Source organism: Virgibacillus necropolis (genome assembly GCF_002224365.1).
GTDB classification, from domain to species: domain Bacteria; phylum Bacillota; class Bacilli; order Bacillales; family Amphibacillaceae; genus Virgibacillus_F; species Virgibacillus_F necropolis.
Map to the genome: position 1 here is coordinate 1,421,507 of NZ_CP022437.1, position 12,468 is coordinate 1,433,974.

11 protein-coding genes are annotated in these 12,468 nt (G+C 38.6%); 9 read left to right on the forward strand and 2 right to left on the reverse strand.

The features are described from left to right. Positions 1-24 precede the first annotated feature (24 nt). From CFK40_RS20730 to CFK40_RS06545, 4 genes are all read left to right on the forward strand, one after another. Entirely contained in the window at positions 25-120 is a 96-nt protein-coding gene (locus CFK40_RS20730; protein WP_152640105.1) for a putative holin-like toxin, read from the forward strand. A gap of 440 nt (positions 121-560) precedes the next feature. After that, on the forward strand, positions 561-962 hold the full coding sequence (locus CFK40_RS06535; protein WP_089531544.1) for a sigma factor: 402 nt from the start codon (positions 561-563) through the stop codon (positions 960-962). 629 nt (positions 963-1,591) lie between these two features. Next, positions 1,592-3,103: a sodium/proline symporter PutP gene (putP, locus tag CFK40_RS06540; protein WP_089531545.1), complete on the forward strand. Its 1,512-nt coding sequence runs from the start codon at positions 1,592-1,594 to the stop codon at positions 3,101-3,103. Between the two features lie 138 nt (positions 3,104-3,241). Next, positions 3,242-4,192, forward strand: a complete 951-nt coding sequence (locus CFK40_RS06545) for an agmatinase family protein (protein ID WP_089531546.1) — start codon at positions 3,242-3,244, stop codon at positions 4,190-4,192. An 83-nt stretch (positions 4,193-4,275) separates the two neighbouring features. On the opposite strand, the gene CFK40_RS06550 is transcribed toward CFK40_RS06545, so the two are convergent. Further along, positions 4,276-4,965: an aspartate/glutamate racemase family protein gene (locus CFK40_RS06550; protein WP_089531547.1), complete on the reverse strand. Its 690-nt coding sequence runs from the start codon at positions 4,963-4,965 to the stop codon at positions 4,276-4,278. A 227-nt stretch (positions 4,966-5,192) separates the two neighbouring features. Between CFK40_RS06550 and CFK40_RS06555 the strand changes: the two genes are divergently transcribed. Then, complete coding sequence (locus CFK40_RS06555; protein ID WP_319418032.1) at positions 5,193-6,389, forward strand: CynX/NimT family MFS transporter; 1,197 nt, start codon at positions 5,193-5,195, stop codon at positions 6,387-6,389. A 123-nt stretch (positions 6,390-6,512) separates the two neighbouring features. Then, complete coding sequence (locus tag CFK40_RS06560; protein WP_089531548.1) at positions 6,513-7,703, forward strand: MFS transporter; 1,191 nt, start codon at positions 6,513-6,515, stop codon at positions 7,701-7,703. Between the two features lie 170 nt (positions 7,704-7,873). Here the strand turns inward: CFK40_RS06560 and CFK40_RS06565 are convergent, their stop codons facing one another. Continuing rightward, entirely contained in the window at positions 7,874-9,517 is a 1,644-nt protein-coding gene (locus CFK40_RS06565; protein WP_089531549.1) for an SLC13 family permease, read from the reverse strand. Between the two features lie 362 nt (positions 9,518-9,879). On the opposite strand from CFK40_RS06565, the gene CFK40_RS06570 reads away from it, so the two are divergent. From CFK40_RS06570 to CFK40_RS06580, 3 genes are all read left to right on the forward strand, one after another. Beyond that, entirely contained in the window at positions 9,880-11,064 is a 1,185-nt protein-coding gene (locus CFK40_RS06570) for an MDR family MFS transporter (RefSeq protein WP_089531550.1), read from the forward strand. Between the two features lie 8 nt (positions 11,065-11,072). Then, positions 11,073-11,825 (forward strand): Cof-type HAD-IIB family hydrolase, encoded by a 753-nt coding sequence (locus tag CFK40_RS06575; protein WP_089531551.1) that lies wholly within the window; start codon positions 11,073-11,075, stop codon positions 11,823-11,825. A 229-nt stretch (positions 11,826-12,054) separates the two neighbouring features. Next, the gene (locus CFK40_RS06580; protein ID WP_089534313.1) at positions 12,055-12,237 is read left to right on the forward strand and encodes a cold-shock protein; all 183 of its coding nucleotides are present in this window, start codon (positions 12,055-12,057) and stop codon (positions 12,235-12,237) included. Positions 12,238-12,468 lie beyond the last annotated feature (231 nt).

Sequence of the window (12,468 nt, forward strand, 5' to 3'; positions counted from 1 at the left end):
TCGTTGAAAAAGGGGGTGAAGCCTTTGAGCATTTTCGAAGTGTTTATGATTATGTTTGCTTTTGGTACGTTTTTAACTGGGGTATTAACACTCGTTGAAAAAATGATCAATAAAAAATAGACCTCCCTATTAACCCTCATATAAGTTGATTGGGAGAGGTCTATTCAGATTGGATAGCTGATCCCCTGGGGGAACGCTTATCAATAGGCCACAGTTCCAGCTGTGGTCTAACTATTATATGCACATTTCTACCTATAGTATACCACAAACTCCTCAAATGAAAAACTAAATTTATTGATCCATATCAGTCAATTATCAGCAAATTGTCACAAAATGTTCACACATATGAAACTAAACGAAAATTGTGAGAAAAACACGATAAAATTTACAAATTTCGACATCTTAAGATTTGTTTCGACAAAATATCTCTATAAATTAAAGGATAATTCATTGATTCGACAAGCTTGAGACCCCTGTATCAACCTTGACAGCGTATGCGATAATAGGTATATAGTCTTGCTTTTATAAGTTATTGCTGGCATTTAAGAAGGCAGGGGAAAGTGATAGAGAACGTGAACGAAAAAATGTCGTTTTATGAGGTTGCTATAAATTTTGAAGAAATGATTTACTTTTACATTCGCGAGTTACAGATTAAGCAACCATATGACGACTATTTCCAAGAAGGATTGTTTGCTTTATGGGTGGCACATCAAACGTTTGATGCAGAGAAGGGAGACTTTTCAACTTACGCTAACCGTAAGATTAAAAACAGGATTTTGAATGTGAAAAAACGTGAGTCTTCACGTGCTTATAAGGATCTACTCGTTAGAGAGTCTTTATTGAAGCAAGGGGTGAATATTCCTATTCTGCCGGTTGAGGATCCATATTTATGGAAAGCGGTTCAATCCAAAATGACAGTTAATCAATGGAAGTGGATCTATCATTACATAATTTTAGATTAGCCGGTTTAGCAATTGACGAGATAGAAAAAACTTCAGTCGAAGCTGTGAAAACGAGGCAGACAATCCATTAGAAAATTGCTAAAAATAATATTGGACTAAATCACATAGACATTTATTAATGATGCCAGCTATTAACGACAAGAATTCAAGACTTTATAAAAAACGACACCTCATGTTATAGCATAAATCGCTTATTTCCTGGGAAATACAACAAATTCCTCAGGGAACAAGAGGGACAACTTACCTAACAAGATTTGGTCCTTTCATTACCTCGGTTTAATCATACAAGGTGTTTCCACATTGAAAGAAGAATCATATTTAGTTTTAAAGCCTTCACTTTCCCCCTATTAGTCGCACCGTTATACTTACGGATAGCGGCTCTTTTTTTATTTCTACTATATATCTTATATAAGAATATAACTATTATAAAGTGGAAAATTCAGATATCAATTTGTCATAAATTTGTGTATTTGCTATACTATTTAGTACAATAGTAATATTTTGAAAAGGGGGTGGTTAGTATGGACTCATTACCATTTGTTTCATGGTTCTGGCTGTATGTTCCGATAACAGCTTTAATGATTATTGGAGTCATTACTTTTTTAATTGAAGGGGGACGTGATTAGCTAATGGAAGCGATTATTACTTTTTCGGTATATTGTATTGGTATGCTTGTAATCGGATTGTGGACATACAGCAAAACAAGTACACTTTCGGATTACATACTAGGTGGTAGAAGTTTAAACCCATGGGTGGCGGCGCTTTCCGCTCAGGCGAGTGACTTTAGTGGTTGGCTATTGCTCGGACTTCCGGGCGCGGTTTATGCATCAGGTATTGGTGGCATGTGGATTGGTGTTGGATTAGCTATTGGTGCTTATCTGAACTGGCAGTTTATTGCAAAGCGCTTACGCCGGTATACGGAGGTTTCAAACGACTCTGTAACTTTACCGGAGTTTTTTGAAAATCGTTTTCGAGATAAGAGTCATTCATTACGTGTAGTATCTGCACTATTTATTCTTATTTTTTACATGATTTATGTTGCTTCAGGTCTTGTAGCGACTGGTAAATTATTTGTTGCTATATTTGATGGAATAACATTTACACAAGGCTTATGGATCGGTGCTTTAGTTGTTATCGCTTACACATTTTTAGGTGGTTTTCTTGCGGCAAGTTATACAGACTTTATTCAAGGTTCAATTATGTTTTTAGCGTTAGTAATTGCACCAGTATATGTGATTTGGGGACACTTGGGTGGTCTATCAGGATTATGGACAAAGCTTTCGTCAATAAACCCTGACTTATTATATGTAACAAGTACGGTTACTTCTAACTTTGCTGAAGGCACCTATTGGCAAAGTGCGGGAACTGCAGGATTTATAACGATTATATCATTATTGGCATGGGGCCTAGGCTATCCAGGTCAACCACATATTATTGCTAGGTTTATGGGTATTCGCAGTGCGAAGGATGTTCCTAAGGCTCGCATGATTGCCATGGTTTGGATAGGGATATCTTTACTTGGTGCTATTTTTGTTGCACTCGCAGGAATTGCATATTTTGAAGTTCCATTAGATGATCCTGAACAAGTGTTTATTCAAATAATCCAGGCATTATTCAATCCTTGGGTTGCTGGGTTCTTATTAGCAGCAGTATTAGCGGCAATCATGAGCACAATGGATTCGCAATTGGTTGTAGCATGTAGTGCATTAGCAGAAGATTTCTATAAGCCATTCTTCCGTAAAAAAGCTTCACAAAAAGAATTGATGTGGGTTGGACGCATTGCCACTGTGGCCATCGCTGGAGTTGCACTTGCCTTAGCATCGACTGGCAGTCAAAGTGTACTTGGTATTGTTTCGTATGCTTGGGCTGGTTTTGGCTCTGTATTTGGTCCGCCGGTTATTTTTGCTTTATGGTGGAGATGCACAACAGGCCCAGCTGTTTTGCTGGGTATGCTAGTCGGAGGAATCACGGTAATATTATGGGAGGTTTTCCCAACTATTTCCACAGCACTTGGCGTGGACGGATTGTATTCCCTTGTACCAGGTTTCGTCCTTTCTTGTTTGGTTATCTGGATTGTCAGCCTACTGGGTAAGGCACATCCCGAGGTTGAAGCAGAATATAACCAAGCAATTGTTGATTAATACGATTCCACAAAATCCATTAGTCAGTGTTACTGGCTGATGGGTGTTTTATTTTACAAATACCATAAAAATTGTAACGAATTGTGTTTTTTGCGACAATAGGGGGAGAGTATAAATAATAAATATGGGAGTGAGCGTATGAGCCAGGAAATGATTTATGGTAATACACCTTGTTATTTAGGTGGAAAAAAAGTCTCCTTAGAAGATGGTAGTGCAAATGATCGTGACGTATTGATTTATGGAGTGCCGTGGGAAGGTTCTGTGACATGGGGGAATTATACTGGCTGTGAACTAGGTCCTAAAGTGATCCGTTTAAATTCAGCGCGCTATTCTGGATATTTACCAGAACTAAACCATATAGACGTTAAGGAGTATTATACATTTGGTGATTTAGGAGATGTAGATGTTGTTCCAGCTGACACGCGAGAAACAATGCGCCGGATTGAAAACTTTTCGAGTAAGGTTTGGAAAACAGATAAGTTTCCAGTTGCATTTGGTGGCGATCATGGAATTACATACCCAATTGTAAAAGCGCTAAGTGAGGAAATTGACGGGAAGGTCGGAATTATCCATTTGGACGCGCATTATGACAATCATCCGGATTACGAAGGTGATTTATATGCTAGAAGTACCCCGTTCCATCGAATTTATGAAAGTGAAAGTGTACGGAATGAAAGTATTGTACATATGGGAATTCATGGCCCACGTAATCAGCCAGAAACGGGAAGATATGCGGATGAGGTAGGTGCAACAACAATTTCGGCCCGTCAAATTAGACAGTCAAAGAATTTAGTTGAATTAGCACGTGATGCGTACAAGATTGCGAGTGAAGGAACTGAAGCTGTTTATTTGAGCGTTTGTAGTGATGTACTGGACTTCGCATTTAATCCAGGTGGCCCGGTAGATGGGAATGGCTTAACCTCGTATGAATTGGTCGAGCTGGTACATGAATTTGCTAAGCTAGGTATTCGCGGAATGGATTATGTGGAAGTATATCCACAACAGGACACAAATGATAATTCATCGCACTTTGTCTCAACAGTAGTTTTATACGCATTAGCAGGTAGGATTTTGAACGAACAGAAGTAAAAGTTCTGGTGGGACAACCTCTCGTTATGTAGAGGATGTCCTATTTTTTGCGCAGATAGTAGTGGTTAAGAATCGACGCTCAATCACCCTAGTGAAAATTCAACAGCTTTTCTAGCATGGATATCCATCGTATTATATAGAGGTAATGAACAGTCTTCTTGTTTGATGATTAGTGGAATTTCCGTACATCCGAGAACAATTGCTTTTGCCCCAGCTAACCGAAGATTCTCTATCATCGACTGGATTTTCTGTTTAGATTCGGCCAAAAATTCACCCTGGCATAGCTCCTCGAAAATAATTCGATTTAATTCAGCCCTGGCAGTTTGGTCAGGTGTTACAACCTGGATTCCGCGTTGATCTAAACTATCATGATAAAAATCTTCTTCCATCGTATAGCGTGTACCAAGTAATCCTATTTTTGAAATGTTGTCCTCACTTATAGCCTCACTTGTTGCTTCGCCAATGTGAATAAGAGGAACTTTGATCGCTTCTTGAACATGACTAGCTATTTTATGCATGGTATTTGTACAAATCAATACACAATCAGCACCTACAGATTCAAGTTTCTTAGCAATGTTGACTAGTATGGTTGCTGCCTTATCCCATTCATTATTCCGTTGCAGGTATTCAATCTCAGCAAAATTAACGCTATACATGATGCATTCTGCTGAGGTGAGTCCTCCAGCCTGATTGTTTATTCTTTTATTAATAATTCGGTAGTATTCTAATGAAGACTCCCAGCTCATTCCACCTATTAGACCGATTGTTTTCAAAATGAATGCCTCCCCTAAGCTATTATTCCATTTTAGACCTCCAAACGAAAAACGTCTAATAAAAATACATACGCAGATTAAATCCACGCATGATTTGCTGGTTATATTGCATTTTCATTTGTTAACTTGATCTTGCAACTGTAATAATCCGGTTTTGTAACGACTAAATCTAGAGATATGCTATAGTAGAGTTCAGATAGTAGATATTAAAGGATGTTGAATTTCTGATGACAATGGATTCAAAGCGATATTACCGCGTTTTATTAGTGTTAGGCATTATTTTTGTGGCATTTAACCTCCGTCCTGCGATTACCTCGGTTGGACCTGTGATGGGTATTATTCGTGATGATATTGGTTTATCAAACTGGAGTGTGGGGCTTTTAACGAGTCTGCCGCTAATTGCGTTTGCCATAATGTCACCGCTCGCCCCTAGGCTAGGGAATAAATATAGCAATGAACGGGCTATGTTAATTGGGCTTGTTTTATTGTTGATTGGTTTAATGGTTCGTTCGATTTCTGCATTAGTTCTTCTATTTACTGGGACTGTGTTTATCGGACTTGGAATTGCCATATGTAATGTTCTTTTACCAGGGTTAATTAAAGAAAAGTTTCCTGCAAAAGTTGCTTTAATGACAAGTTTATATTCAACGGCAATGGGGATTTTTGCCGCAACTGCTTCCGGACTAAGTATCCCGTTAGCACGAGGTGCAGACTTGGGCTGGCAGCTTACTTTATTATTTTGGTCAATTCCGGCTGTGATTGGGATTGTTATATGGATTTTTCTAAGTAAGCGTGATAAATCGAGTCAGTCTGTTGAGATGAGTTATGTGCAGCCATCCAATAATCGTATGTGGCGCTCTCCGCTCGCGTGGTATGTAGCTTGCTTTATGGGGTTACAGTCTTTTATGTTTTACGTAACGGTTTCTTGGTTACCAGAGATATTACATGATTATGGTGTAAGCATGGCAACTGCAGGATGGATGCTGTCGTTTACACAATTTGTTGGATTGCCAGCCAGTTTTTTTGTCCCAGTCATTGCAAATAAATATAAATCACAGAGTTTGATGGTCGTCATTCTTACATTCTTCGCCATAGGTGGGTATACGGGTTTGCTCGTTGGTAATTCCTACACCATAATGATTATTAGTATTATCAGCCTTGGAATCGCATTAAGTGGAAGTTTTAGTTTAGCACTAGCGTTTTTAGGAATGCGTGCACGGACAGCAAGGCAAGCTGCAGAGTTGTCTGGGATGGCGCAATCCTTAGGGTACACCCTCGCAGCGTTAGGACCAATGTTTATCGGATTTTTATTTGATATTACACATGCATGGTCGGTTCCACTTATTACGTTGATTTGTGTGGCGATCTTAGTTCTATTCTTCGGTTACGGTGCAGGTCGAAATCAATATGTTCTGGATGAATAGAAAACTCAAGCTGATCGAAAGGAACTTAAAGTTGATCCACATTCCAAGCTACTTGATCAGCATTTACAGGAAAGTTGATCGACAAACATGCTACAATTATTAAAGTTAGACGGATGTGAGTTTATGCAGTATTCAATAAGAGACTTTTATTTTTGGAAAATAACCATGAGTTTAGCAATGGCATCTTTTTTTGTCTTTGCTAGTATGTATGCCGTACAACCGCTTCTTCCAGTATTTGTGGATGAATTTGATGTAACGGTATCAACGTCTAGTTTATCGTTATCGCTAACTATTATTGGCTTGATTATCGGACTAATCGTGTTAGGCTTTTTTTCTGACCGAAATGGGCGAACGTTTTACATAAAATTTGCTTTAGTGGGATCGATCATTCCATTTTTCTTAATACCATTAACGGACTCTTTCATCATGCTTTTAGTATTACGGTTTATCCAAGGATTTGCCTTGGCAGGACTACCAGCGGCATCGATAGCTTATATTAGTGAGGAGATAGACAGAAGAAGTGTCAGTGTTGCAGTGGCATTATACATCTCGAGTAATGCTCTTGGTGGAATGATGGGGAGGGTTGTGACTGGATATATTACTGATCATTATTCATGGGAGACTTCCTTTTATTTTCTAGCATCAGTCGGTGTCGTTGTGTTGATAGCTGTTTTTCTAATGCTTCCGAAATCAAATCGTTTTGAAGCTAGTAATCTATCTTTTTCACGTGATTTGGAAGCCTTTTTATTTCATTTAAAAAATCCAGCATTACTACTCGTATTTGGCTTAGGGATTGTTCTGCAAAGCTCATTTACAGGAATATGGACATACTTGCCATTTTATCTCGAAGGGCCACCATTTTCATTATCTCTTCAAGTTATTTCTTATACATTTTTCGCTTATGGACTTGGGGTAGTTGGCTCACCGTTTGCAGGATGGCTAGCAGGGAAATTTGGTTTAAAGATTGTTCGGATCATTGGGATTATCACCTTTGCCGCCGGGATATTTCTAACATTAAGCAGTTCGTTAGTAGTTTTAATTATTGGCTTATGTGTTAGTTGCCTAGGATTTTTCACAGCGCATTCGTTATCGGCAGCGTCTGTTAGTGAGCAAGCTACACACCATAAAGGTAGTGCATCAAGCTTGTATCTAGTATCCTATTACATAGGTGTTGCAGTAGGTAGTACAGCTATCGGACCTCTGTACAGCTCGATAGGTTGGCAAGGCTTTGTGTTAGTGGCTGGGTGCATTCCACTCATTTATATCATTTTTGTAATTGTTTTATCAAAGCGAATTACTAAAAAAGCAACATAAAAAACGATGGAGTGAAATCCATCGTTTTTCTAATGTTGTTCCCGTGATCTAGCTGCGGCTCCTAGCGATTAGCAAATAGTTAGTCCTGATGAAAGGTACGTAAAGTTCAACGTACTTTCCCAGTCCTATCTATTTGTACATCGCTAACCAGTCGCCTCCGCTTTTCTAATCTACTTAAATGTTTCTGGTAGGTTTGTTAAATCTATTCCCCAAGCTAGTGGTAGATAGAAGTAGACTGCTAGTGTTACCAAAATTATACCTAAGATGTTCAAGAGGAATCCTGCTTTTGCCATATCTGGAATCCGTAAATAGCCAGAACCAAACACAACCGCGTTAGGCGGTGTTGCAACTGGTAGCATGAATGCACAGGATGCAGCTACTGCAGCAACAATCATTACAGAGAATGGGTGAATATTCAGTGCCAATGCTAGGGCAGCCATAATTGGATACATCATGGAAGCTGTTGCAGTATTTGACGTCAACTCGGTTAAGAAAATAACGAGCGTTGCAACTACTAACAAGACAAGAAACATGTTAACTCCTTCTAGAGCGCTCAGTTGATTTCCAATCCAATCAGATAACCCTGATGAAACAAACCCTGCTGCAACTGCAAGACCCCCACCAAATAATAATAGGATTCCCCAAGGTAGCTTAACAGCAGTATCCCAGTCTAATAGATGGTCTCCTTTTTTGTTAATAGACGGAATAATGAATAGAATAATAGCAAAAGTCATCGCGATTATCGCATCGTTTATATTTTCGCTAATATGTACAAGCAAAAATGACCGAGTTATCCAGGAAAAAGCCGCAAGTATAAAGACAACAAAGACTGCCTTTTCCTCAAAGGAAGGAGCTCCAAGTTTCTTTTTCTCTGATTGAATTAGTTCTCTTCCACCTGGCAGTTTCTTAACTTTGAGTGGAAATGCCACCTTTACCAAATAGAACCACGCGATTATAATGAAAATCCATGCAATTGGAACACCGAACAGCATCCACTTTGCAAAGGACAGCTCGACTCCATAAAATTCATCGATAGCGGCTGCTAAAGCTGTGTTCGGTGGTGTACCGATTAAAGTTCCAATTCCACCAAGCGATGCTGAGTAGGCAATCCCTAACATCAATGCTTTTCCAAATCCGAAATTTTCTTTTGAAGTATCAACCGAATCATTATCTTTTAATGCTTCAGATACTTGGTAGATAATTGCAAGACCGATTGGTACCATCATCATAGCTGTTGCAGTATTTGATATCCACATCGACAAAAATCCTGTCGCAACCATGAAACCTAGAATAATCCGGTCTGTATTGGTACCTATCATCGAGATAATAGTAAGTGCAATTCGTTTATGCAGGTTCCACTTTTCCATTGCGAGCGCTATCATGAATCCGCCCATAAATAGAAAAATTGTGTCATCTCCATAAGAAGCTGTAGTTGTTCCAATATCTAATCCGCCAGTAATTGGGAATAGAACAATAGGTAGCAACGATGTAACTGGGATTGGAATTGCCTCAGTTATCCACCAAACAGCAATCCAAATCGTACTTGCCAAAACAGCTTTTCCATCACTTGACAATCCTTCAGGTGAAAAAACTGTTAAGGTTAAAATAAATAAAATAGGCCCAAGAAAAAGTCCAATTAATTGTGGAGTATTATAACTTCTCTTCTTACCATTACCATTACCGCCAGATGAATCGGCAGTTGAATCTGCCTTCTCTTTACTCAAGTTTGATGCGTTTGGTCGAACAAAAAAGCTCAATAAATCTTTAGCTTGATCATGTTTGTCCCATAACCAATTCCATGTAGCAGCAATCATAGTTTTCCTCCTTTGTATGTGTACCATTATTATACAAATTGTTTGATAAATCGACAAGGAAAAAGTGCTAACGCTTTCCTATCTAAATGCTAAAACTTGATCGAACTAGTAGTAAAGTTGATCGTAAACATATAAAAGTCGATCGGGATACCACAGACTCATCTTCAAATATGCTGATAACCGTATCTACCCGTGTCCTGAATGTAATTAATCACCTGTTTCTCCCAATAATAATCATAATGTATTTGTTAACATTTATCCTACTAACAATAAAAGTAAACGATTAAAAGATACCCTATTGCTTAGTCACTCGAAATAGTTTAAAATAGCTTGAATGATAACGGAAAAAGCGAGATGACAACATGCCAAGATACATATGGCTATTAGCAATAGCTACTACGATTAACGTAACAGGGGCCTCTTTTCTGTGGCCACTGAATACCATTTATATGCATAACGAACTCGGCAAAAGTTTAGCTTTTGCGGGGTTTATTTTGATGTTTAATCAAGGAGCATCGATTGCTGGGAACATGATTGGGGGCGCTTTATTTGATAAATTAAGTGCATCCCGGACGATTTTAATCGGTATGTCGATTGCATTTGTAGCGTCAGTAACTATGTGCTTTTACCATACGATTGTACCCTATTCTATTTTGCTTGTTTTAATTGGGTTTGGTGCAGGTATGACCTGGCCAGTAATGTTTGCGATGGCCGGTTCTGTTTGGCCTGAAGGTGGAAGACGTGCGTTTAATGCTATTTATGTTGCTCAAAATTTAGGTGTTGCACTTGGGGCATCTATTGGTGGTTATATTGCGAGCTTCTCATTTAATTATATATTTATTGCAAATGCTACATTATTTGCTGTATTTTTACTAATTGTATTAACATCATTTCGAGGAATGGATAAAGAGCGCGATCGTCAAATGCATACCACTATAATCAAGCAGAATAAGGGAGTTAAAAACAAATCAGCATTTACTGCGCTCTTCCTATTATGTGGTGGATTCTTGGTCTGTTGGATTGCGTACAGTCAATGGCAATCAACCATTGCGTCCTATACGCAAGATCTTGGAATTGGTCTAGAACAATATAGTATGCTATGGGCGATTAATGGTTTTCTTATCGTTTTGGGTCAACCTCTGTTAAAATTGATTACAGATCGTGTAACATCTACGAAAAAACAAATTTACATTGGAAATTCAATTATTATAATGGCTTTTGCAATAACTATGTTTGCGGAAGCATTTACGTTATTTGCAGTTTCGATGGTTATTTTAACAATAGGTGAAATGATTGTGTGGCCTGCAATTCCAACACTCGCTAATGAATTAGCACCTAAAGGACGTATTGGATTTTATCAGGGGATTGTTAATAGTGTTGGTGCAGCTGGACGAATGATTGGCCCCCTGCTAGGTGGGGTGATTGTGGATCTGTACAATATTCAATTACTGTTTTTCGTCTTGTTAGCATTATTGGTTATCCCGTATTTCACCACACATTTGTATGATCGTAATTTAACGAAAGAACAATCGTCTCAAACAAGCTGAAGAGGAGAATGAGTATGCACAAATTAGAAAAGCCAATTAGGCTTATTGCACTTGATATGGATGGAACGTTATTAACAAGTGATGAACAAGTTACAGAACGCACACGCAAAGCAATTAAACAAGCAATGGAAAAAGATGTACATGTGGTGATCAGCACAGGACGCTGGTTAGGATCGTGTTATCCTTATGCGGAATCTCTAGGATTACAATCTTACCTCGTGACCAGTAATGGTGGAGAAATTTGGACAATGGAAAAGGAACTGATTGAGCGACATACAGTTGACCCAGAGGTAATGGAAAAAATGTGGAACCTTGGTGAAAAGTATGATATGGGATGCTGGATGATTGCTACAGATGCTGTTTGGCGAGGAGAGCGTCCAAATGACTTCTCAAAGCCAGAATGGTTGAAGGTTGGGTTTGATTCACACATTCCTAGTAATTTAGAAAAGTTTATGCAGGAGCTTTCTTATTTTGACGGATTGGAATTAACGAATTCACAGCCACATAACGTAGAGGTTAATCCAAAAGGTGTACACAAAGCAAGCGCTTTACATAAGGTTTGTGAAAAACTTGGCACTACCATGGAAGAAGTAATGTCAGTAGGTGATAGTTTAAATGACATGAAAATGATTCAACAGGCTGGACTGGGTGTAGCCATGGGAAATGCGCAAGAAGCAATAAAAAAAGCAGCCGATTTTGAAACAGATACAAATGATCGTGATGGCGTAGCAAAAGTCATCGAACATTTTGTGCTTGATTAGTAAATAGCCCTTCTTTGTCCAGCTGCGGCTCTTAGAAGCTGCCGTCATAAGCAATGAACACTTCGAACGCCAAACCCGTGCGTTCTACGGTTCCTTGCTTATGCGTCCGCTTCTGAACAGTCGCCTCCGCTTTTCTTTTTTGTCGGATTGCTTCTAAATTTGTCAGTGCCTTTCATTGTGTGCAAGAAAGGAGTATAATAGAGGAAGTAAGATGAAAGGGGTTTTGTTGATGTCTTTTTCACGCGGTCCTAAAGAGCCATTACCAGAGGTAGAAACAAAAGTGTGGACTTGTTCTAGCGAAGAATGTCAAGGGTGGATGAGAGAATCATTTAGCTTTGAAGAAGAGCCAAAATGTCCACTATGCAAATCTTCAATGGAAACGGAAACACGTATGTTACCTGAATTAAAATAGGTTGCTTGTATCAAATAGGATGAATTAATGCTTTTTTTTATGCTTATATATTTTCACTTAGGATGTCTGATTTGGCATCTTTTTTATATATGTTTAAGCAAAAGGATGCATGATTAGCAAGACCTATAGCTTTAGAAAACCCCTTAGCCAGAATAATTGGCTAAGGGGTTTTTTAGTAAATGAACAAAAAGTCTAATAGTTGCAAAAAATTATAAATGATTGATATAATTT

Bases quoted from the DNA above. Each gene is read 5' to 3' on its own strand.
- putP (WP_089531545.1), top strand. From the start codon at position 1,592: ATGGAAGCGATTATTACTTTTTCGGTATATTGTATTGGTATGCTTGTA.
- CFK40_RS06545 (WP_089531546.1), top strand. From the start codon at position 3,242: ATGAGCCAGGAAATGATTTATGGTAATACACCTTGTTATTTAGGTGGA.
- CFK40_RS06555 (WP_319418032.1), top strand. From the start codon at position 5,193: ATGACAATGGATTCAAAGCGATATTACCGCGTTTTATTAGTGTTAGGC.
- CFK40_RS06560 (WP_089531548.1), top strand. From the start codon at position 6,513: ATGCAGTATTCAATAAGAGACTTTTATTTTTGGAAAATAACCATGAGT.
- CFK40_RS06565 (WP_089531549.1), bottom strand. From the start codon at position 9,517: ATGATTGCTGCTACATGGAATTGGTTATGGGACAAACATGATCAAGCT.
- CFK40_RS06570 (WP_089531550.1), top strand. From the start codon at position 9,880: ATGCCAAGATACATATGGCTATTAGCAATAGCTACTACGATTAACGTA.
- CFK40_RS06575 (WP_089531551.1), top strand. From the start codon at position 11,073: ATGAGTATGCACAAATTAGAAAAGCCAATTAGGCTTATTGCACTTGAT.
- CFK40_RS06580 (WP_089534313.1), top strand. From the start codon at position 12,055: ATGTCTTTTTCACGCGGTCCTAAAGAGCCATTACCAGAGGTAGAAACA.